Annotated in this window: 21 protein-coding genes and 1 other annotated feature; of the genes, 8 read left to right on the top strand and 13 right to left on the bottom strand. The window is 45.0% G+C overall.

Features of this window, described 5'->3' with window-relative positions:
• The first annotated feature begins 4 nt into the window (after positions 1-4).
• Positions 5-775 carry a thiazole synthase gene (locus AC6H04_RS02070; RefSeq protein ID WP_497570120.1) on the top strand — a complete coding sequence of 257 codons (771 nt, stop codon included), beginning with the start codon at positions 5-7 and terminating at the stop codon, positions 773-775.
• Entirely contained in the window at positions 772-1,995 is a 1,224-nt protein-coding gene (locus tag AC6H04_RS02065; protein ID WP_497570119.1) for a M20 family metallo-hydrolase, read from the top strand. The genes AC6H04_RS02070 and AC6H04_RS02065 overlap by 4 nt, the downstream gene beginning before the upstream one ends.
• 87 nt (positions 1,996-2,082) lie before the next feature.
• On the opposite strand, the gene AC6H04_RS02060 is transcribed toward AC6H04_RS02065, so the two are convergent.
• A complete protein-coding gene (locus AC6H04_RS02060; protein WP_497570118.1) occupies positions 2,083-2,529 on the bottom strand; it encodes a GatB/YqeY domain-containing protein in 447 nt (148 codons plus the stop codon).
• A 79-nt stretch (positions 2,530-2,608) separates the two neighbouring features.
• Positions 2,609-2,794 carry a 30S ribosomal protein S21 gene (gene rpsU, locus AC6H04_RS02055; RefSeq protein ID WP_497570117.1) on the bottom strand — a complete coding sequence of 62 codons (186 nt, stop codon included), beginning with the start codon at positions 2,792-2,794 and terminating at the stop codon, positions 2,609-2,611.
• Positions 2,795-3,001: 207 nt separating this feature from the next.
• Between rpsU and AC6H04_RS02050 the strand changes: the two genes are divergently transcribed.
• Complete coding sequence (locus tag AC6H04_RS02050; RefSeq protein WP_497570116.1) at positions 3,002-3,841, top strand: pyruvate, water dikinase regulatory protein; 840 nt, start codon at positions 3,002-3,004, stop codon at positions 3,839-3,841.
• A 72-nt stretch (positions 3,842-3,913) separates the two neighbouring features.
• On the opposite strand, the gene AC6H04_RS02045 is transcribed toward AC6H04_RS02050, so the two are convergent.
• The 6 genes from AC6H04_RS02045 to msrA form a co-directional block, all read right to left on the bottom strand.
• Positions 3,914-4,837 carry a deoxyribonuclease IV gene (locus AC6H04_RS02045; RefSeq protein ID WP_497570115.1) on the bottom strand — a complete coding sequence of 308 codons (924 nt, stop codon included), beginning with the start codon at positions 4,835-4,837 and terminating at the stop codon, positions 3,914-3,916.
• A complete protein-coding gene (locus AC6H04_RS02040) occupies positions 4,834-6,060 on the bottom strand; it encodes a CDP-glycerol glycerophosphotransferase family protein (protein WP_497570114.1) in 1,227 nt (408 codons plus the stop codon). Before AC6H04_RS02040 ends, AC6H04_RS02045 begins: the two co-directional genes overlap by 4 nt.
• 23 nt (positions 6,061-6,083) lie before the next feature.
• Positions 6,084-6,890 carry an ABC transporter permease gene (locus tag AC6H04_RS02035; RefSeq protein ID WP_497570113.1) on the bottom strand — a complete coding sequence of 269 codons (807 nt, stop codon included), beginning with the start codon at positions 6,888-6,890 and terminating at the stop codon, positions 6,084-6,086.
• 23 nt (positions 6,891-6,913) lie between these two features.
• On the bottom strand, positions 6,914-8,068 hold the full coding sequence (locus AC6H04_RS02030) for a CDP-glycerol glycerophosphotransferase family protein (RefSeq protein ID WP_497570112.1): 1,155 nt from the start codon (positions 8,066-8,068) through the stop codon (positions 6,914-6,916).
• Positions 8,069-8,425: 357 nt separating this feature from the next.
• The gene (locus tag AC6H04_RS02025; RefSeq protein ID WP_098824869.1) at positions 8,426-9,301 is read right to left on the bottom strand and encodes a YitT family protein; all 876 of its coding nucleotides are present in this window, start codon (positions 9,299-9,301) and stop codon (positions 8,426-8,428) included.
• A gap of 97 nt (positions 9,302-9,398) precedes the next feature.
• Positions 9,399-9,947: a peptide-methionine (S)-S-oxide reductase MsrA gene (gene msrA / locus AC6H04_RS02020; RefSeq protein WP_497570111.1), complete on the bottom strand. Its 549-nt coding sequence runs from the start codon at positions 9,945-9,947 to the stop codon at positions 9,399-9,401.
• A 158-nt stretch (positions 9,948-10,105) separates the two neighbouring features.
• Positions 10,106-10,338, top strand: a binding site (T-box leader).
• 68 nt (positions 10,339-10,406) lie between these two features.
• On the opposite strand from msrA, the gene AC6H04_RS02015 reads away from it, so the two are divergent.
• The 3 genes from AC6H04_RS02015 to AC6H04_RS02005 are packed head-to-tail and all read left to right on the top strand — an operon-like array spanning position 10,407 to position 13,366.
• Positions 10,407-11,150, top strand: coding sequence for an isocitrate lyase/phosphoenolpyruvate mutase family protein (locus tag AC6H04_RS02015; RefSeq protein WP_497570110.1), 744 nt, complete (start codon positions 10,407-10,409; stop codon positions 11,148-11,150).
• Entirely contained in the window at positions 11,137-12,042 is a 906-nt protein-coding gene (locus AC6H04_RS02010; RefSeq protein WP_497570109.1) for an isocitrate lyase/PEP mutase family protein, read from the top strand. Before AC6H04_RS02015 ends, AC6H04_RS02010 begins: the two co-directional genes overlap by 14 nt.
• A gap of 31 nt (positions 12,043-12,073) precedes the next feature.
• Complete coding sequence (locus AC6H04_RS02005; RefSeq protein ID WP_497570108.1) at positions 12,074-13,366, top strand: MFS transporter; 1,293 nt, start codon at positions 12,074-12,076, stop codon at positions 13,364-13,366.
• Positions 13,367-13,438: 72 nt separating this feature from the next.
• On the opposite strand, the gene aspS is transcribed toward AC6H04_RS02005, so the two are convergent.
• Complete coding sequence (aspS, locus tag AC6H04_RS02000) at positions 13,439-15,232, bottom strand: aspartate--tRNA ligase (RefSeq protein ID WP_497570107.1); 1,794 nt, start codon at positions 15,230-15,232, stop codon at positions 13,439-13,441.
• 12 nt (positions 15,233-15,244) lie between these two features.
• Complete coding sequence (hisS, locus tag AC6H04_RS01995) at positions 15,245-16,531, bottom strand: histidine--tRNA ligase (protein WP_497570106.1); 1,287 nt, start codon at positions 16,529-16,531, stop codon at positions 15,245-15,247.
• A 366-nt stretch (positions 16,532-16,897) separates the two neighbouring features.
• On the opposite strand from hisS, the gene AC6H04_RS01990 reads away from it, so the two are divergent.
• Together AC6H04_RS01990 and AC6H04_RS01985 are read left to right on the top strand one after the other, a co-directional pair.
• The gene (locus tag AC6H04_RS01990) at positions 16,898-17,746 is read left to right on the top strand and encodes an N-acetylmuramoyl-L-alanine amidase family protein (protein ID WP_497570105.1); all 849 of its coding nucleotides are present in this window, start codon (positions 16,898-16,900) and stop codon (positions 17,744-17,746) included.
• A 21-nt stretch (positions 17,747-17,767) separates the two neighbouring features.
• On the top strand, positions 17,768-18,601 hold the full coding sequence (locus AC6H04_RS01985) for a fructosamine kinase family protein (protein WP_497570104.1): 834 nt from the start codon (positions 17,768-17,770) through the stop codon (positions 18,599-18,601).
• Here the strand turns inward: AC6H04_RS01985 and AC6H04_RS01980 are convergent.
• The 3 genes from AC6H04_RS01980 to dtd all read right to left on the bottom strand — a co-directional run bounded on the left by AC6H04_RS01980 (position 18,595) and on the right by dtd (position 21,268).
• Positions 18,595-19,239, bottom strand: a complete 645-nt coding sequence (locus tag AC6H04_RS01980) for an HAD-IA family hydrolase (protein ID WP_497570103.1) — start codon at positions 19,237-19,239, stop codon at positions 18,595-18,597. The genes AC6H04_RS01985 and AC6H04_RS01980 overlap by 7 nt on opposite strands.
• 151 nt (positions 19,240-19,390) lie before the next feature.
• Positions 19,391-20,569, bottom strand: coding sequence for an RNA-guided endonuclease InsQ/TnpB family protein (locus AC6H04_RS01975; RefSeq protein ID WP_497570102.1), 1,179 nt, complete (start codon positions 20,567-20,569; stop codon positions 19,391-19,393).
• 252 nt (positions 20,570-20,821) lie between these two features.
• Positions 20,822-21,268 carry a D-aminoacyl-tRNA deacylase gene (gene dtd, locus AC6H04_RS01970; protein ID WP_497570101.1) on the bottom strand — a complete coding sequence of 149 codons (447 nt, stop codon included), beginning with the start codon at positions 21,266-21,268 and terminating at the stop codon, positions 20,822-20,824.
• Positions 21,269-21,298: the final 30 nt, after the last annotated feature.

The following is a 21,298-nucleotide window of genomic DNA, read 5'->3' as shown; positions in this document are numbered from 1 at the left end:
TAGCATGTCTGAAGATGCAGATTTACTCACCATTGGTGGTCACACATTCACCTCACGTTTCATTCTCGGATCCGGCAAATATTCTTATGACCTGATTGATTCAGCCATCAACCAGGCTAAGGCCCAGATCATCACCATGGCGTTACGTCGGACGGATTCAGCCGAGGAAAATATTCTCAACTACATTCCTGAAGGGATTACCATTTTGCCGAACACTTCAGGATCAACCAACGCTGAAGAAGCCATTCGTACCGCCCGTTTAGCCCGAGAGCTCAGTGGCAGTAACTTTATTAAACTGGAAGTTGTCCCGGATAAAAAATACTTGATGCCAGACAACAACGAAACCGTCAAAGCCACAGAAGTATTGGCCAATGAAGGATTCATCGTCATGCCCTACGTCCTGCCCGATCTAAACGTTGCTCGCCAGTTAGTGGATGCCGGAGCTGCCACCGTGATGCCATTAGCCGCTCCAATCGGTACTAATAAAGGTTTAGCAACCAAAGATCTGATTCAAATCTTGATTGATGAAATTGATGTGCCGGTGATTATTGATGCCGGGATTGGCCGTCCTAGCGAAGCAGCCGCAGCGATGGAAATGGGTGCTGACGCCATCATGGCTAACACCTCTATGGCCACCGCGCAAAATATTCCACTCATGGCAGAGGCCTTTCGCCTCGGTGTTGAAGCTGGCCGAAAAGCCTATCTGGCCGGTCCTGGTCGCATTATTGAACGTGGTGCGGTCGCTTCTTCTCCGTTAACTGGCTTAAGCAAATGATTCGTGAAACTAATGAGTGGCTGACTTTTGAACGCCGATTTCAGCAAATCATTCAGCTTTCTAACCACACTACTGGTCAAAATCGTTTGGTCTATTCATCCAACTGGATAGCCGCACAGTCGGCTTTGATCCACTTCGGTCAGCAAATCGGTCTTACCACCATGGTGGATAACTACGGCAACGTCTACTTAGACTTACCCGGTAAAGATGATCAAGTGATTGCGACTGGTTCGCATATGGATACCGTCATTGACGGTGGTAAATATGACGGGTTATACGGCGTGCTCGGTGGCCTTCAAGCCATTAATGCACTGAAAAATCGGCTGGGGACACCGCAGCACACCCTGCGTCTCATTTCTTTTAGCGAAGAAGAAGGTAGCCGCTTCAACACCACCTTCAGCGGTTCTAAATACTATGCGCTTCACCAATCAGTGACCGCGTTAATCGATGCTGGCGGTGTAAGTTTTGAACAAGCTCGTCATCATGCTGTCAACCAACTGCAGTCATTGTCCAACGTGATGGTGCAACGACCGGCGATTCCAGCTAGTTTTACCGAATTGCATGTTGAGCAAGGTCCTAGACTGATTACGAGTCACGACCAGATTGGCTTAGTTTCTGGCATCGTTGGTCAGCGTCGTTGGACGGTCACCGTTCAAGGCGAGTCAAATCACGCTGGCACTACCCCGATGGATGAACGGCACGACGCACTTCAAGCCACAGTAACTATGATTTCGTCACTGAACCAGTATGCTCACCAGTTGAGCGATCATTTAACCTTCACCGTGGGTCAGCTAACAGTTTCACCGAATACGTCAAACGTGATTCCAGGAACTGTAACCTTTACGATTGATGCCCGTCATGCTGATGATCGTGTGTTGGATGCATTCGAGCAGTTCATCGACAACAGCCAACATCAGTTAACAGATCCACAAATCAACGTTAGCCTCAAGCGTTACGTCAAAGATTCACCGGCAACGTTTGACAGAAACCTGCTTTCACAAAATGAGCTGATTGCACAGCAATTAGGACTCACGTCACGGGTCATGACTTCCGGTGCTGGTCATGATAGTTACGTGATGAATCAAGTGTCACCCACTACGATGATTTTCGTCCCCAGTGAAGGCGGGATCAGTCACGCACCCAATGAATTGACTCAGCCAGCCGATCTGAAGGCCGGCATTAAATTACTAATGGCTAGTCTGCACGCCCAGGCATACTAGTGATTAAAACACTTTCCGATTAATTAAAAAGGGACCGAGTAGCCGTCTAAACGCAGCTACTCGGTCCCTTTTGGGGTTAAAATTGAATTATTTGCTTAACAGAGACTTTACGGTCTTGTTAACAAGACTACCATCAGCTTTACCCTTAAGCTTAGGCATAACAGCACCCATCACTTTACCGAAGTCAGCCATTGAACTGGCGCCAACTTCACTCACCGTATCGGTGACAATCTGCTTAACTTCGTCCTCGCTCAGTTGCTTTGGCGCATACTTCTCCACCAACTTAATCTCAGCATCCAAACCGTCAACTAAATCCTGGCGACCTGCGTCAGCAAATTCTTGACGTGATTCCTTGCGTTGCTTAAGCTCACGGGAAAGTACCGTTAATTCCTCGTCATCGCTTAAATCGTGACCCAGCTTAACCCGTTCGTTGGTTAAAGCTGCCTTGATCATCCGAATAACGCTCAAAGCAACCTTGTCGCGAGCCTTCATAGCTGTTTTTAAATCTTCTGTAAGCGTGTCTGATAATGACATGTGCAAAACCTCCTAATGGTCATTAATTGGTCCAAATCCTCAAAAAAAGACTCCTGTCATACAGGAGCCCCGTTGCAACTTAGAAACGCTTCTTGTTCTTGCGTTTTCTTGCTGCTTCTGATTTTAATTTCTTTTTAACGCTTGGCTTTTCATAAAACTCACGTTTACGGTATTCTTGTAAGGTACCGCTTTTTGAAACGGTTCGTTTGAAGCGCCGAAGAGCATCGTCAAGAGACTCGTTTTTGCGAACGATTGTCTTTGTCATGTAAATCCCTCCCTCCGAGCTCTAGTAGTAACCGATTGAAAATGAACAACAAAAGAAGCCCTTTCCAATAGTTCCTTTTAATTATACCTACCTAATGCCCGCACGTCAATCATTTCAATTAAGTTTTATCGCAGAAATTCAAATATCGCCCGCAAGTTCTCACCTGTGCTAGAATTAGACTAAATCGAAAATAACGGGGGCTTCATTATGGCTGAAAATTCAGATATCGATATCTTCATTATCTCAGATTCGTCCGGTGAAACGGCGTTAACTGTTGCGCAAACAGCCGTGGCACAATTTCCTGACATCCAAGTTAAGTATCAACGTTTTCCCTTCATTCAAACTGAGTCGATTCTAACCGGCATCTTGAAAATGGCTGCGCGTAAAAATGCCGTCATTTACTATACATTAGTTACACCGACTTTAAGTGAACAAATTCAGCACTTTACGGAGGAGAACCACCTGCAAGCCTTTGATTGCCTTCAACCCGCCATCAAAGCTTTAACTGAAAGAACTGGCGTGAAACCTGCATCTATTCCAAGCATCAACCACAGCTTGACTGATACTTACTTTGACCGTATTGGGGCCATGGAATTTGCCGTGGCTTATGATGACGGTAAAGATCCCACTGGTCTCCTGAAAGCTGACATTGTCATTCTTGGCGTTTCGCGGACTTCCAAAACACCACTTTCACTTTTCCTGGCAAATCGTGGGATTAAAGTGGCCAATTTACCACTATCACCAACCTCACAGCTGCCCGATGAATTATGGCAAGTTGATCCAGCTAAGATCATTGGCTTGACTAACAGTCCCAAAGTCTTACGGCGCATCCGCCAGCAACGGATGATCTCTTACGGCTTGCCAGCCGAAAGCGCCTATTCAGATACGGAAAAAATCAAGGCAGAGCTTAAATACGCTGACGAAATTTATAAGAAGATCGGCTGCCTCGTGATCAATGTGTCAAACAAGTCCATCGAAGAAACCGCAACCCTGATCCTAGAAAATTTGAATCTTGAACCTGCCGAAGTGGATACGATTAAAGATTAACTGCTCTCTAATCTACAGCACTGAATAAAGAAACGCTATCTCGAGGAAAATCGAGGTAGCGTTTCTTTGTCATTAATCATCAAAACCCGTGTCAAACGGCTTTTGAGCCAACACATCCGCTTCAATATTTGGATTAAAGACCTGTCGTTTCAACATCTCAACCTCGTAACCATACGGAGCGAATTTATGTTTCTTATCAACAGCCACCCAAGGCGTTTCCATCACCTTTGGCACATTCTCCAAGCTTGGATGATGTGCCACAGCGTTTAACGCATCAAAGCCGATAGTTCCTTTACCCAATAATTCATGCCGGTCTTTGTGACTGCCCTGAGGATTCTTTGAATCATTCAAATGAATGACCTGTAGACGTTCCAGACCGATGACATCATCGAACTGTTTCAGCACGCCATCAAAGTCAGTTTTGATAGCGTACCCCGCATCGCTGGTGTGGCATGTATCGAAACAAACAGAGAGCTTATCGTTATCGGCCACCTGGTCAATAATCGATGCCAGCTGTTCGAAGGTGATACCCACTTCAGTCCCCTTGCCGGCCATGGTTTCCAGCGCGATTTTGACCTTTTGATCCGGTTCAATAATTTCATTTAAACCCTTAGCGATTTGTGCAATGGCCGCTTCCGGACCCGCGCCAACGTGAGCGCCAGGATGGAGAACGATTTGAGTTGCACCAATAGCTTCCGCCCGTTTAACTTCTTCTCGCAGAAATTGAACAGCAAAGGGATAATTTTCAGGTTTAACGGTATTTCCTAAATTAACAACGTATGGCGCATGAACGACGATTTGCTGTAGCCCATGATCTTTCATAAAGGCGTGACCAGCTTCAATGTTCAGCTCGTCAATGGGCTTGCGACGCGTATTTTGTGGTGCTCCGGTGTAAACCATGAACACATTTTCACCGTAACTAGCCGCTTCCTTAGCTGAACCGAGCAACATCTCTTTGCCCTTCATACTCACGTGTGAACCAATCAATAACGTCATTTATTAATTCCCCCTAAAATCACTTCAGCAACTTTCTGCGAAGCTGCCCCGTCTTCCCACTCACAATACTTCTGGTTGAAACCAGCTAACTGAGAACGGTAATCACCGAAGTCCCCGTCTGAAGCAAACTGCTTCACGTAACCATCAAAATCTGCCTCAGTGGTGGCCAGTGGCCCGGGAATCTCAGCTTGGTAGTTAAAATAAAATCCCCGTAACTGATCGCGGTAATGCTCTAAATCATAGGCATAAAATAGCATGGGCCGGTTAAGGTTAGCAAAATCAAACATCACTGAGGAATAATCGGTAATCATCAAATCAGTGATCAAATAAAGATTGGCAATATCCTCATCCGCAATGATTTTCACCCGGTCTTCAAACCCTTTAATATCAATATGATCCTTCACTAAATAGTGTGGTCTTAACACCAGCACCGTATTATCATCAACCTGTTCAAAAAAGCGTTGCAAGCTAAACGGCAGTTCGAAGTGATACTGACCAGTTTGGATGGCGTCATCATCCCGCCAAGTTGGTGCGTAGGTAATGACAGTTGCGTTGGCATCCCCCACTAGTCGCTGCTTCAACTGTTGAATCGTTGCTGATGTATTTTGCCGGTACAGCACATCGTTTCTTGGATAACCAATGTCTAAAAACTGATTGTGAAACTGGAAAGCCGACCGAAAAATTTGCTTGGAATAGTCATTTGGTGCAATCAGGTAATCCCAACGTGCGGCTTCACGAGTAAATTGACGGTAATAATCCGCCGTTTTCGTTCCCGGAATCGCAACGTGTTCAATGTCAACACCCAGATGTTTCAACGGCGTGCCGTGCCAAGTCTGAATGTACACTGTCCCCTTATTCTTGCGCCACCAGTTTGGCAATCTGGAATTCAAGACCCAAAAACCAGCATGGGCCATGAGCCAAACCCACTTAAGCGAAAACCGTTTCACTAACTGAATATCTGGGTATTTTGCGTGTAACGAACGATAACGACGCGGTTTAACCCCAAAATAGGCGGTCTTTTTAAGCGCCGGACGATCTGCAACTAACTGGTGATAAATTGCTGCCGGATTGTCATTAACATCGTTACCATTAAAACTTTCAAACATGATCAGATCTTTTTTAGCCGGGATACAAATAAACCCATCGTTTAAAACGATGAGCCCATAGCGAATCACGATTTTTAGACCTTTGATGACTTGGTTTTTAAGTCCAGCCACTTTCATCGTAATTCCTCCTTGTTTATTTACTAAATTAAGTCAACGAAACGTGAACGGAACTTGTAGTGCAAGTGTGAGCCGACTAATAAGAAGAATAAAACAATCAGCCAAAACTCAATGGTCAACGTTGGTCGCTGCCAGAACCAGCCTTGTCCCAGCATGGCTTCACGGAAACCAGAAACCACGTAGAAGAACGGGTTCAACTGTAACAGGCGGGTAGCAACTGGTGGGAAACTGCCGGTTTCAAAGTTGAACAGCACACCAGAAATATAAAACAGCATCCGCATCATTGATTGCAATAATACATGATAATCACGAATCAAGATTGAAACAGCGGAATTAAAAATCCCAAAGGCAACCAAGAACATGATCATACAGAAAAAGTAGTAGATCCATTCAATCCAGTAAATACTCGGGCGGATACCGTAGATCAGTCCAACCACGATTGACACCACTAACATCGTCCAAAAAGAACTTAAATTCGACACGATCTTAATCGATGGTAAAGCAGATACTGGGAACTTCATCTTAGAAACCATGCTGACACGTTGATAAATACTCTTAGAAGCGTCCAACGTCGCCCGGTTCATGAAGAACCAAGGGGTGATCCCGATGACCATCCATGGCAAGTAATCGACACCGCTGCTTTGACCGTGTTTAAGGCCGACACCGAACACCAGCCAGTAAATACTGATTTGAATCAGCGGGTATAAATACTCCCAAACTAAGCCTAAATAATGGCTTTGATAACTGGCACGATCTTCGTATTTTGAAATCCGGAAAATCATCCCTAAACTCTCAAATTGTTCCTTAAATAAGGTTACGACCTCTTTCAAAGGTTAACACTCCTTTACGTCACTTATTTTGCTAAATAGTGACAGTAATATTCCACAACCCGTTGGGTCGCATGACCATCGTTATAAGTATTCCAATGATGGTTAAACTTGTCAAAATCAGTTTGACTATCAGCTAAAATAGCTGTCTGCAGCTCAGATGGCGTCCGCAAAGGTGCTGACGGTAACCACTTTAAAAAGTGGGGTTGAATGCCAGGATTTTGCTGGTACTCTTCTAAATCAGACATATAGAAAAGCAAGCTATGAGCGTTTGGCAGTAAACTATAATCGAAAGCGATGGACGAATAGTCAGTGATCAAAGTCTCCGTTACCATCAGCAGATCTGTGGTTGACAGTTGCGGATAAAAACGGACTTGATGCGTCATTGATTGACTAAATCGCTGTTCGTACTTCTGCAGCAACGGGTGAAGCTTGATTACCACCACCGCATTCGGATCCGCCACCAGTGCATCTTTTAACTCCGGTGTCAGTTCAAAAGTCATCGAATCCCGGTACGTTGGTGCATATAAAATCACTCGGTGTTTCGTTAGTCCTGGAGCTAACCGATTGATTCGATTCAGTGCTCCTTGTTGCCACTTAGCCGAGAAGAACCGGTCAGACCGCGGGTAACCCATGAGTTTCATCCGTGAACGCGGCACACGATAACTATCCTGAAAAACGTTGCCCATGGCATCAGAAGCCACCACGTAATCATCAAACTGATCATACACGCGCTGGAAACGACGCTGATCAGCTTTGGACCGGTGACTCGTTGTTGGATCTCCCCAACCGAATTGCTTAATAGCACCGTTAGCATGCCAAAGCTGAACAATCTTAGCATGCCGCGGATGCAATAACCCACCTAAAAACGCGTAATAATTATCGCAGAAAATCAACCGTGAAGACATGATCACTGGGATTCCCGTAAAGACAAAATGCAGGTTATCAAGAAACGGAATCACTTTCACGCCATAAGCTGCGAGTTGTGTAGCTTCTACCTCAACGTCGGGTCGGTAAAATACGACCAACTGCTGACCCTCAGGTAGTTTATCAGCCAGAGCTAGTATAAACTTCAAATTATTGCCGAAACTCATCAGGTAAATAACTGAATGAACCTTGCCTCGCTTAAAAAAGTTCAGCGCAGATATCAACCGGACCAGCCAAATATAAATGACTTTCACAGCAGACCACCAATTCTATTTTTCTCCTGTGTTACGCCACCAAACAACCGGTGTCGCAACGCACAACATGGTATTATACCACATTCATATTTTAAGTAGCTGGCTTTTATGAGAATTTAAGAATTTGTCCAATAACGGGTATGACATCAGTCTTCTTTGACGTGATTTGCCACTAGTTTCTTAAATTCAGGACAGTTAAAGTCTGTCCTAGCTCAACACTTCAATATCGCCTAATCCGATGCCACAACTCAGATTCCGACCATTTGACGCAAATAATGCCTATTCCCCGCAAAGTTCGCTGGAAATAGGCATTATTCACCTTAAATTCTGGAATCTACCGAGTTGTGTCACACTCACTCACAGTTTTGGCTCATAAAAATGCCCCAAAACCTTATAAATTTCCGAAACACTGACGAAGGCACTGGAATCAGCTTCATCCATGGCTTCCTCCAAATCAGACATTTCGTAACGTGAGATAACGGTGAACAGGATGGTTTTCGTATCGTGGTGGTACGCACCTTCCGCATCATGGACAATCGTGATTCCGCGCCGGATATGATTTTGAATCGAATCGATCACCGTTTTTGGTCGATCAGTAATAATCATGACTTGCATCAACTGCTGACGCGTATAGGTCATGTCCATGACTCTGGCGTTGACCACTAACCCAATCGCGGAATAAAACGCGTGAGGCCAGCCGTATAGGAACCCGGCAGCTAAAATAATCAGTGAATTAAAGGCAATGTTAATGGTACCAATGGAACGCCCTGTCTTACGGCGAATCACAATGCCTAAAATATCCAGTCCACCAGTTGAGATCCCGTTTTTCAGAGCTAAACCCGTCCCAAAGCCGTTGACTGCCCCACCAAACAGAGCACAAATAATCGGATCAGTCGTTAGATGAACAGGATGCAACATCTTGATCATCAAACTGGCTAGAAAAACCGTGATCACCGTGTACATGGTGAAGTTATGACTGATTTGCCGCCAAGCGAGCACAAACAGTGGCACGTTCAGTAAAAACAGGCCCACCGCCGTTGAAATCACAAACGTTAAGTGCCGTTCTGTCAGCGTGGTCACAATTTGAGCCAGCCCAGTGATCCCAGACGAATAAATGTGTCCGGGTGTCCAGAAAAAGTTCATGGCTATCGAAACTAAAATACCATATATAAATGCAGTAGAAATCTTTCCAATTGATTGATGGCGTTTGACTAACCGCTGTACATCATCCATAACAAACCCTCTTATCCAATTGTAGGTTACTATCAGTATCTTAGCATAGCATACCTTTTCCTACTGCACAGCATTCTTTTTGATTTCTAAGCCTAACTCATTTAGTTTCTGATTCTTGCCAATGCTGTTCGACAAATTTTTCCCGTCCACCCGCTTCTTCCATAGCGAACCGTTCAGGATTTTTACGGTAGAAGTCCTGATGTTCTTCCTCGGCTTCATAAAAAAGTTTAGCATCCTCGATCTGAGTCACGATGGGTTCATCAAACTGATTACTATCAATCAAAGCTTGGCGAGATTTCTCAGCAATCTGACGTTGCTTTTCATCTTTAACGAAAATCACCGGCCGGTAGTTATCCCCGCGGTCTTGGAACTGCCCCATAGCATCCGTTGGGTCAGTCTGCTGCCAGTAAATTTGGACCAGTTTTTCATATGACATCACTTCAGGATCAAAGGTAATTTTGACGGCTTCGGTATGCCCTGTGGTGTGGCTTTTTACCTGTTCATACGTGGGATTGGCTACGTGACCGCCAGTATAACCAGAAACCACTTTTTCGATGCCTGGCTGGGTGTCGAATGGCTTCACCATACACCAAAAACAGCCACCGGCAAAAATTGCTATCTCAAAATGTTTCGTCTGTTCACTCATTTATTTCACCTCTAAATTTAATGAAATAAGTATAATGCACTTAGTAGTAGGAAACAAGTAAATCGCACACTATCAAGTTAGCAGACCCAAAACTAATTTAAAATAAGTGCTTTACAAATAATAAAATAACGGGTAAGATACTCTTAAATTAAAAAATGATTAAAGCAATGACGAGCAAGAGTAAACTTTTCCTCATTTTTAGAGAGTCTGCGTTTGGTGCAAGCAGATAGTGAGACAAGTTGAAAGTAGGCTCTGAGCTGTAGATGCGATGTTTGAGTGTCTACTGGGTGCCCCCGTTATCAAGGCCAGCGAATACGATTTAATCGTGCTCGTTAAGGTTACTTATGTAACGAAGACAAGGTGGTACCGCGCATTGTAAAGCGCCCTTCGAAGATTTAACTTCGAAGGGCGCTTTTCTCATTTTATTTTAATTTACTATCTGATCAGGAGGAATGTTATATGACAGCATCTTTGATTCACACACTCACTTCCATGGACCAACCCATTATTCCGGCGGCTGGCGATGGCCAAACCATGACTTTATTAAGTCAATCCACCTTTCCCGCAATTTTCTTGGATGGCACTTTAACCACCCAGGCACTATTGGCCGAAAACAATCAGGGGCTCCTGACCCTATCGGAATACGCCAAGTTTTGCCGCGACATGCACCTCAAGAAAACATCATCGCTCATCTATGATCTGCAATCCGGCTTTGGCAATCCATTGAATACTTACTACGCAGCGCAAGAGCTGGAACGTTCAGGTGCGGATACCATCATTTTAAATGATCAAACTTATCCTTCACATTCACTTAACCAGCCCACCACTACCACTCCTGCTGATTTACTTGGGAAAGCCAAAGCAGCTCAAGATGGTTTGGAAAACGACGCTACCGAGTTATGGATCAAGTTAGAGGGCATCTGGGATTACGGTACCAAGGGTATTCTACAGCGTATCCATTATCTGGCTAACATTGGTGCTGACGCCATCATCATCGACCACTACACCGATGATCAATTAAATACCATTATTGCCGCAACACCAGAGTTACCCATCATCGCCACTTGGACACCGAACACCCCACATAACTCCGGCATTACAGCTTGGTTAGATACCGGCTATCTGGCACGTCAAGCCCAACAAGCTCGCCAACAAGCACTCACTGAATTAAAGAAAGGAGCGATCGCATATGCTGAAAAATGATCGCATGCGTCATCAATTTAAAACCGATGTTATGAGCGGCCACATTGTCCGAATGATGGTTGCGCCAGATGCTCTAGCCGCTAAAATTGCTCAATCTTGTGGTGCAAAAGCCGTCTTTAGCGCCGGTTACGCCACCAGCGCTTCCGCCTTAGCCATGCCAGATCGTGGTATCAGCGATTTTGGCCTCGCCCTTGAACGTTGCCGGGAAATTATTAACGCCGTCGACATTCCCGTTTTTGCCGACGCAGACACCGGCTACGGTGATTTAGACAACGTCAAACGAACCGTGGAATGCTACGAAGCCATTGGTGCTGCCGGCATCTTCATTGAAGACCAAGTTTGGCCAAAACGCTGTGGTCACATGGATGGTAAAAAGGTTGAACCGACTGAAGTCCTTGAAGCGAAGATCAAAGCAGCTAAAGCAGCCCGCAAGCATGACGACTTCCTCATTATGTCACGAACGGATGCTCGAGCCGTTTACGGTTTAGATGACGCTATTGAACGTAGCAGGCGCTACAAGGCAGCTGGCGCGGACCTAATCTTTATTGAAGCCCCACAAAGCAGTGAGGAATTGGAAAAAATCCACGAAGCCTTTCCCGATACGCCAATGATGGCCAATATGATCGAGGATGGCAAGACACCGCTAACAAAGACAGAAGACCTGGAACGGCTAGGCTTCAACATTGTCGTTCATCCCACCGCGATGACTTACACACAAACTTACGCAGAAGAACAATTGGTCAAAACACTTCAACGAGAGGACACCACTAAAGCGTACAAGGATCACATGATCACTTTCCCCAAATTCAACGAGTTTGTTGGCTTAGATAAAGTCAATGCCAGAGACGCCATGTACGCACCAGAAAAAATGGCTCAATTTATGACTGACTAACAAGTATTCACAATAATAGGAGGCAACGCCAATGGAAGCATCTGCAATGAATCTAGAAACTCAACTCAACTCAGCAAAAGAAACCCCACTATTCTACAAAGTTTTCGGCTTAGCGGGTGCCGGTATCATGTTAGATGCCGCCGACGTTTACATAGCAGGCGCGATTAACGGCGCCATCACCAGCTCAGGCTTTGCGAGTATTCAGCAAGGCTCAATGTTTCTCTCAAGCGGCTTTCTAGGTCTCTTCCTAGGATCCCTGCTGGCTGGTTACATCGGTGACTTTTACGGCCGGAAGAAGTCCTATCAATATAACCTACTCTTATTCGGGGTCTTTACCCTCCTTTCAACTTTTGCACCAAATATCATTATCCTGACCATTTTCCGTTTTCTAGCCGCAACTGGTCTGGGTGCAGAAATTGTTACCAGCTACGCCATCGTGAATGAATTTGCCCCAATCAAGCGCCGTGGTCACTGGTCAGGGATGACCGCCATCGTTGCTAACAGTGGCGCACCCATTACCCTGTTGATCGCCACCTTCATGATTCCAAAGTTTGGCTGGCGCTCGATGTTCTTATTGATCGGTATTCTTGCCTTGGCCCTGTGGTTCGCCCGTCGCCATTTCCCAGAATCACCACGTTGGTTACTCTCTAAAGGTCGCACTGAAGAAGCTAACGCTATTATCAAACAACTCACTACTCGCGGTTTATACGAAGAAGGCGAACTTCAAGACAAAAACGAAACCATCAGCCACATTAGTTTTGCAAAAGGATTGTTTATTGCTATCATCGCCGTTAGTGCTACCCTGCTTTGCCAATACACATTCACCACTTGGGTACCAACGCTGCTGCTCAAACGAGGCATCAGTATCGTGAGTTCAATTGGTTTCTCAGCCATCATGATGATCGGTGCCCCAATCGGTTCAGCTATCGGTGCTGGCTTGGTTGACCGTGCTGGCCGGAAAAAAGTTATCATCCCCGGTTTCATTGCCGTAGCACTGCTAGGTATCGCTTACGCTTATGAAACTACCACTTTAGGCATTATCATCAACGGCTTCTTACTAACGGTTACCCTTTACATCCTGGTTGCCACCGTTGTTAGTATCTATACCAACGAATTATTTGAAACTAGCCACCGGTTCCGTGGTGCCGGCATTGCCAACGGAATTTCAAAATTATTGAACGTTTTGATGCCAACAGTGGTTGCTATCATCATCACCAGTGCCTCACCATCGTTCTTGTACTACGGGATTGCAGCAATTGCTGTTGCTGCAGCCATCATCATCGCGGCCTTTGGTCCTGAAACAGATCAAAAAGCGATTAAATAAGGTTGAATAAGACCTAAAAAAGCTACCTTTCCGTCAACCGGAAAGGCAGCTTTTTTAATTCAAATTAATAATTTACTTGTCTTCATCGTCATCTGATTTAGTGACAAACAAGCTCAAATCTTGCAGTTGTTTGTCAGAAACCGTGGTTGGTGCAGCTGTTAATGGTTCAACAGCCTTCGAGTTCTTAGGGAAGGCAATCACGTCTCGAATGTTACCACGCTTAGCTAACAAGCGGGCAAAGCGATCCAAGCCGATAGCCAGACCACCATGAGGCGGAAAACCATAATCCAAAGCATTTAGCAGGTAACCAAATTGGTCTTCTGCTCGTTCTTTAGTGAAGCCTAGTGCTTTGAACATCTTCATTTGCAGGTCACGAGTGTGGATACGGATTGAACCGCCACCCAACTCCAGACCGTTTAAGATGATGTCGTAACTTTGAGCGTAAGCTTTGTGAGGATCTTCGCCTTCGTCCAAGTAATGCTCGTCGCCAGCCTTTGGCATGGTGAATGGGTGATGGGCTGGTACCCAACGTTTCAAGTCAACATCGTAGTCAAACAGTGGCCAGTTAACGACCCAGAGGAACGCAAACTTCGATTCGTCGATCAGATCTAATTCTTTAGCAATGGTCCGACGTAGGTAATCCAAGGTTTGGGCAACTACACGGCTGGAATCACAAGCGAACAACAGCAGGTCGCCAGGCTTGGCACCAGTCCGTTCAGTAATCGCCTTGTATAATTCTGCGTTATCCTTAAAGAACTTGGCGATTGGACCAGTGAAGTTGTCTTCAGTGACCTTCAACCAAGGCAAGCCCTTGGCGCCAAAGCGGTCAATATGTTCAACGAACTTGTCGATATCCTTACGGGAATACTTGTCAGCCCCACCAGGAACGGCAATTGCCTTAACTTGGCCGCCATCTTTGAGGACGTTGTTGAAGACGTTAAAGCCTAGGTCATCAACTAAGTCACCCAAGTCTTTTAATTCCATACCAAACCGGACATCTGGCTGGTCAGTCCCAAACCGGGCCATTGATTCGTCCCAATCTAAGCGATCAAATGGCAATTTAACATCAATATCCAAGGTTTCTTTCATGACCTTAGCAATCAAGCCTTCAGTCAGATCCTGAATTTCTTCGGCATCCAAGAAAGAAGTTTCCATATCGATTTGGGTAAATTCAGGTTGACGGTCACCACGTAAATCTTCGTCACGGAAACAACGAGCGATTTGGTAGTAACGGTCAAAGCCAGCACCCATCAATAACTGCTTAAACAGTTGTGGTGATTGTGGCAAAGCGTAGAAATGGCCTGGGTAAACCCGTGAAGGTACCAGGTAGTCCCGGGCCCCTTCTGGTGTTGACTTGGTCAAATCAGGGGTTTCAATGTCAATGAAGCCTTGTGAGTCAAAGTAGCTGTGGACTGATTGGGTGATTCGATTACGAATCATCAACCCACGTTGCATTTCTGGCCGACGCAAGTCTAAGTAACGGTACTTCAACCGCAGATCATCAGACACGTTGATATTATCTTGAATGTAAAATGGTGGGTTTTTAGCCTTATTCAACAAGTTAATTTCTGAGACCCGGACTTCGATCTTACCAGTGCGCATCTTGTCGTTAACTTCATGTTCAGCACGAGGGACCACGTGACCCTTCACTTCGATCACGTATTCGTTCCGTAACTGGTCAGCAACGGCCAGCGCGTCCTTATCGAATTCTTCACTGAATACTAATTGAACGATTCCTTCACGATCCCGTAAATCAATAAAAATCAAACCGCCTAAATCGCGGCGCTTTTGAACCCAGCCCTTTAAGACGACATCTTGATCAAGATATTTTTCGTCCACCAGACCGGCGTATGTTGTTCGCTTCATCTTATTCTCCTCTTAATCAATATTTGATATAACGTCAGCAAAATGAGTCATGACATCAGCCAACGGCGCTGTCACTTCGTTACCAGAAGTCATGTTTTTCACGTGAATCGTTTTAGCAGCTAATTCAGCCTCACCAACGGTCAGCGTGTAGGCTGCGCTTAAGCGATCAGCCGTTTTAAACTGCGCTTTCGGCTTGCGGGCCAAGTAGTCGCGATCAGCTGAATAATCTTGTGAACGCAATGATTGAACCACTTGCAGCGTGGTGGCGTTGGCTTCATCACCAATACCGACAACGTAAGCATCTAAGTGATGTTCTTCAGGGAACTGAACGCCTTCAGCCTCCATCAAAAGAATCAGCCGTTCCATTCCTAGGCCGAAACCGACACCAGAAACTTCTGGGCCGCCTAATTCTTCAACCAAACCGTTGTAACGGCCACCGGCGCAAACCGTGGTATAGCCGTGACCCAGCGCTTTAGAATCAACCATGAATTCAAAGATGGTGTGGTTGTAATAATCCAGGCCACGAACCATGGTTGAATCCACCACGTAGTCGATACCTAAAGCAGTCAAAAGACTTTTGACTTGATCAAAATGAGCTTGGGCAGCAGGCGTCAGGTAATCCAAAATGGATGGCGCATCCGCCACAAACTTCTTGTCCTTTTCATCCTTGCTATCCAATACCCGCAGCGGGTTCTTGTGCAGCCGAACTTGAGAATCTTCACTCAATTCATCATAGTGCGGTTCCAAATAATCAATCAAAGCTTGACGATAACTATCACGAGACTCCTTATCGCCTAGCGTATTAATGGCTAACCGCAGATTATCGATGCCAAAGTGCTTGAACAAGTCACGACCCATGGCAATAACTTCCACGTCTAACGCGGGTTCATCGGAGCCAAACGCCTCCACCCCGATTTGATGGAATTCCCGTTGCCGACCTGATTGCGGCCGTTCATAACGGTACATCTGACCCATGTAGTAAGTCTTAAACGGTTTTTGAACTTCTGGCCCATAAAGCTTGTTTTCTACGAAAGCCCGAACAACACCAGCTGTGCCTTCTGGACGCAAGCTAATGTGTCGATCACCCTTGTCCTTAAAGTCGTACATTTCTTTAGTGACAATGTCTGAAGTGTCCCCAGAAGTTCTGGAAAATACTTCAAAATTTTCAAATAACGGTGTTCGAATTTCTTCGAACCGATACTTCTTGAATACTTGACGCGCAACTGTCTCAACATACTGCCAGTGCTGACTCTCACCAGGCAAAATGTCCGCAGTGCCTTTTGGTCGCTGATAACGCATAGTATCTTCCTTTCCGATTTTCGCTGAAGTTAAAGGTGCCGAAAAAAATAAAAAGCACCCTTGTTTTCACAAGGGTGCTTCGCACGGTACCACCTTAAATTAACTCATCCATAACGTTGGACACGAATAATCGCTTATTCACCTCAAAAGTGTCTTCAACTTCCCGCCTGCTGTATCTTTTCATCAACCAGATACTTTCTGAAAGTCACGGGTTATTTACTCATCTTTTTCATCGGTGTTTCATTTATTTAACTACCAATAAGACTACTCAGTTACCCACTAAAAGTCAAGGACGATTTAACCGGAGGCTGTATCTTTAACTGAAAATATCCTATAATTATAGGAAAACTAATCGAGGAACTCAATTTGAACTACCTTAAACAACATTGGCAGCAAATCGTTATTTCATTTGTACTCCTACTGACTCTCGGTATCGCCGTCTTTCAAACTGTCCGTCAAGACCGCTTAACCACACCGATTGCAAACATTAACGTACGCACAGGCCCTAATATTAATTATCAAACGAAGACTATCCTGAAAAAGGGACAGGCCGTTTACATTGTTCAGAAAAAAGACAACTGGTATAAGGTGCGCTACGACGATCATCAATTCGGCTGGGTAGCCAGCTGGCTGATCAATCAATCCGGTAAAATCCAAACAGCGACTAACCTTTCTGAAGCCACCATTGTCTTAGATCCTGGTCACGGTGGCAGCGACTCCGGCGCACTGTCAATTGATCAAAAGCACGATGAAAAAACCTACACGCTGCAGTTAGCCAAGAAAGTGCGTCATCAGCTCACTGCTCGCGGCGCCCACGTGATCATGACTCGTACCGGTGACCAGGACGTTTCACTGGGTGCGCGACCTGAAATGGCGACGGATAACCACGCTGACGCCTTCATCAGCTTTCATTACGACTCCAGCCCTGGCAATAATCTAGGATCAGGATTCACAACATACTACTATCATGCAAATACTTCCCTTAAGTTAGCCCGAACCATTAACCAACACCTCGTTGGTTTGCCCATTGAGAATAAAGGTGTTGAAGTGGGTAACTTTGAAGTGATTCGCGACAATCTCCGTCCTGCGCTACTATTAGAGATGGGTTACATTAATACTGACAAGGATTTCAAAGCAATTGAAAGCCCAACCTATCAAAACAAGGTCGCTAAAGACGTAACAAACGGTTTGAGTGCTTACTTCGAAACCAAATAATTGACGAAAGGATGGCTTATTATGGATAACAAGTGGTTTGAACAACTACCGATTAAAGAAATTAAAGGCGTCACACCAATTTCAGGTGGCGATATCAATCAAGCTTATCGTTTAGATACAGCGACCGGACCCTATTTCTTATTGGTACAGCCAAACCGTGAACAATCGTTCTATCAACACGAAATCGAGGGGCTCAAATTACTGGGTCAAGCCGCTCTGGTTCCGGAAGTCGTCGCCTCTGGTCGAATCAATAATGATGCCTACTTGATCTTATCGTGGTTGGAAGCCGGCACCGGTGACCAGTATGATTTGGGCCAGCTGGTTGCGCACGTCCACCAAATTCACAACGACCAGTTTGGCTTCGATCACGATGTTGACGGTAAATTACCCAAAATCAATACTTGGCAAGCTAGTTGGGGCGATTTCTACGTTCACCAACGACTGGAAGTACTGGCTAAACGGGCATCTGAGCACGGCCTTTGGAATCAAAAAAGGCAGGACCACCTTCAGCGGCTCTGCCAGATTATTCTAGGTGATGATCAAGTTCACGAATCGGTTCCCAGTTTATTGCACGGCGATCTTTGGTTTGGCAACGTTATGTTCACTGCTGACGGCAAACCAGCTTTAATCGATCCTGATGTGCTTTACGGTGACCGTGAATTTGATTTAGCCATGACCACGGTTTTCGGTGGTTTTGATGACCGGTTCTACCAAGGCTACAATGATACTTATCCATTGCGGCCCGGCTTCCAGCAGCGATTACCTTGGTATCAACTCTACTACCTCATGGCTCACCTGAATTTATTTGGTGAAAGCTATGGCGGCTCAGTTGACCGGATCCTCAGCAATTATTGAAGCAATGCATCCCTTAAGCCAATGACGTTGGTCACGTTGATCTCAGGATGACTAGGACCACCATCGATGAGACGACCGGGGTCAAACAAGGCGCCCGCGATGCCGGCATTATGCCCCGCATCAACGTCCAAGGTTCGATCGCCAATCATTATGGCTGAAGCCTTTTGAACTTCATGACGTTTAATTAAAGCATTCAACGAAGCCGGATTCGGTTTCCGTGGAAAAGGCTGTTCACTGGTGACTTCATCAGTGAACAGTTTTTTGATGCCTGCAGCTTGTAGCAATTGCATGGCGCTTTGGTTGCGATGGGTCAATAAATAATGCTTGCCACCCGCATCCGCTAGCTGCTGAAGTAAGCCCACCATCCCATCAAACGGTTTGGCCTGCGCAATCCGTCCTCGTTCATTTTGCCGGTAGTCACGTTCTAACTGATCGGCTTGAATACTGAATTCAGCACTAAATTTTTGCAAAGCCGTCCCTAACGAATGCTGCCGCATGGTTTCGTAGATGTCTTGCTCATCTAGTTCAATTTCAGAAACCTGCTGCTGAGTCAAAGCCGTCATAAATGCCTGCACCATGATGGGGTACGTATCAAATATGGTGCCGTCAAAGTCCCAGAAAAAAGCTTGGTATTTCATGCATACTCTGCTACTGATAACTTATAAAAAGTTATAGATTATTCTTGCTTCTTCCTATCCTGTCTCGCATGAAACTCGCTAATACAGTTGATATGATAGTCCACAAGCGTTAATTTCCGGCTAGCCACCGGTACATGCTTTGAAGCCCGTGTTAGTAGGCTAATTCAAAGTTTTCAGTATCCCTGATATTCAGGGCCGCATTAATATCACGATCTACGGTATAACTACATTTAGGACATTGATAGGTTCGCTCACTTAGCTTTAAATCAACTTTTTTATGACCACAATGGTGACACACTTTAGAAGTCGGTTCAAAACGGTTGGTTAAGTGTACTGGAATACCTAACTGCTGGCATTTAGAAGCTAATTTGATTCTAAAGTTGTAGAATCCTTGGTAACTAACGGCTTTAGCTAAATGCCGATTTTTCATCATACCCTTAACATTCAAGTCTTCTAAGGCTACCCACTGCGGTTTGGTTCTCACCACAGCAGCAATAATCTTATTTTGATAATCCAACTGAATATTGGTTAATCGTTGATACAAGCGTTGCACTTTCCGCTGAGTTTTAGCTAGATTAAAATCAGTAGCAGATTTCCCTTCTTTCTGTCTTCTAGCTTTCAGTGCTTGATACTGACGGGACAATTTTCTTTGCAGTCTGCGCAGACGTTTTCTGATGCGTCTTATCCGACTACTTTTATTCTGATTGTGATACAAAGTGCCATCGTTTAAAATGGCAAACTCTTTTAAACCAAGGTCAATGCCGATAGGTTCGCCGGTCTGTTCTAACTTTGGCAGTTCGGTCTGTTCCACTAAACAAGTCAAGTAATAACGACCAGCTTTGAATTTAATCCGACCTTGTTTAATAACGAAGTGTTCTGAGTCTGTAGGAATGTAGCCAAACTCTTTCAAACGTACCCAGCCAAGCTTCGGTAACTTGATCCGGTGACGCTGACAAGGAAAGATTTGCGTTTTACCGTTCTTAACAAAGTAATAACTGCCCTGACCGCGTTTAAACGACCGCCAATGTGGGAAGCCACTCAGTTTCTTAAAGAACCGTTTCATAGCTGTGTCAGCATCGATAAAGGCCTGTTTAACCGATTTAGCATATAAATCCTTGATCCATAGATCATCAGGGTTAGCTTTTAGATACTCATGGTTAAACCACTTACTAAAAGCGTATGCGTTTAAGTAGCAATAACCCATTTCGTAGCGTTGCTGATTGATATCCAAAAACAGGTTGTAGGCCCAACGACTGCCACCAATATGGCAATCAATCTGCCAGGCTTGTTTTTCAGTCGGTTTAATTTCGACTTTATAAGTGAGTAACATCAGTGGTTCCGCCTTATGGAATTTAATCACCAAGGTGAGGTGTCCCTCATATTATACGGGATGGATTTAGCCCAAAAAGCCTTTTAATGAAATTCATACAAATCACTACATATAAGCTATCAGCTAATACAGAAAATTAAACACCTAACTTTAACCTGGTTATATCTTCTACCAGGCACAGAATAGTATAGAAACACCACTTTACAAAGATTGATATCCTTTTACAGCAAAACAGTTACTGTTCATTCCTCATTATAGAACCGCACTGTCAAAAATGATTGTCACTGGCCCATCATTGACTAGACTAACCTGCATATCCGCGCCGAATTCACCCGTTTCCACGTGAATGCCAGCGTTACGCAGCTTTTGGTTGAACCGTTCGTAAATTTGTTTAGCATGATCCGGAGCACCCGCCTTAGTAAAACTCGGCCGGTTGCCCTTTTTGGTGTCCGCATACAAGGTGAATTGTGAAACGGAAAGAATGGCACCACCGATGTCTTGAATCGACAGGTTCATTTTGCCAGCGTCATCGGAAAACACCCGTAATTTAGCAATCTTATGAACGTAGTAATCAATTTCGTCTTCACCATCTGTGTCCGCTGCCCCAAATAATAACAAGTATCCCTGTTTAATTTGACCAACGACTTGGTCTTCAATGGCGACTTGTGCTGAGGTCACCCGTTGCAATACAATTCGCAAAATAAATCCCCCTTATGAATAATTTCAAAA

The organism is Secundilactobacillus sp. MJ173 (assembly GCF_059704265.1).
The sequence above is the reverse complement of the archived record's forward strand: the minus strand, read 5'-3'. Positions and strand labels throughout refer to the sequence as shown.

Coding starts and splice junctions, on each gene's coding strand:
- AC6H04_RS02050 (WP_497570116.1), top strand. CDS start 3,002: ATGGCTGAAAATTCAGATATCGATATCTTCATTATCTCAGATTCGTCC.
- AC6H04_RS02025 (WP_098824869.1), bottom strand. CDS start 9,301: ATGGATGATGTACAGCGGTTAGTCAAACGCCATCAATCAATTGGAAAG.
- rpsU (WP_497570117.1), bottom strand. CDS start 2,794: ATGACAAAGACAATCGTTCGCAAAAACGAGTCTCTTGACGATGCTCTT.
- AC6H04_RS02065 (WP_497570119.1), top strand. CDS start 772: ATGATTCGTGAAACTAATGAGTGGCTGACTTTTGAACGCCGATTTCAG.
- hisS (WP_497570106.1), bottom strand. CDS start 16,531: ATGCGTTATCAGCGACCAAAAGGCACTGCGGACATTTTGCCTGGTGAG.
- AC6H04_RS02005 (WP_497570108.1), top strand. CDS start 12,074: ATGGAAGCATCTGCAATGAATCTAGAAACTCAACTCAACTCAGCAAAA.
- AC6H04_RS01985 (WP_497570104.1), top strand. CDS start 17,768: ATGGATAACAAGTGGTTTGAACAACTACCGATTAAAGAAATTAAAGGC.
- AC6H04_RS02070 (WP_497570120.1), top strand. CDS start 5: ATGTCTGAAGATGCAGATTTACTCACCATTGGTGGTCACACATTCACC.
- AC6H04_RS02060 (WP_497570118.1), bottom strand. CDS start 2,529: ATGTCATTATCAGACACGCTTACAGAAGATTTAAAAACAGCTATGAAG.
- AC6H04_RS02045 (WP_497570115.1), bottom strand. CDS start 4,837: ATGACGTTATTGATTGGTTCACACGTGAGTATGAAGGGCAAAGAGATG.
- AC6H04_RS01980 (WP_497570103.1), bottom strand. CDS start 19,239: ATGAAATACCAAGCTTTTTTCTGGGACTTTGACGGCACCATATTTGAT.
- aspS (WP_497570107.1), bottom strand. CDS start 15,232: ATGAAGCGAACAACATACGCCGGTCTGGTGGACGAAAAATATCTTGAT.
- AC6H04_RS01975 (WP_497570102.1), bottom strand. CDS start 20,569: ATGTTACTCACTTATAAAGTCGAAATTAAACCGACTGAAAAACAAGCC.
- AC6H04_RS02010 (WP_497570109.1), top strand. CDS start 11,137: ATGCTGAAAAATGATCGCATGCGTCATCAATTTAAAACCGATGTTATG.
- msrA (WP_497570111.1), bottom strand. CDS start 9,947: ATGAGTGAACAGACGAAACATTTTGAGATAGCAATTTTTGCCGGTGGC.
- AC6H04_RS02015 (WP_497570110.1), top strand. CDS start 10,407: ATGACAGCATCTTTGATTCACACACTCACTTCCATGGACCAACCCATT.
- AC6H04_RS02040 (WP_497570114.1), bottom strand. CDS start 6,060: ATGAAAGTGGCTGGACTTAAAAACCAAGTCATCAAAGGTCTAAAAATC.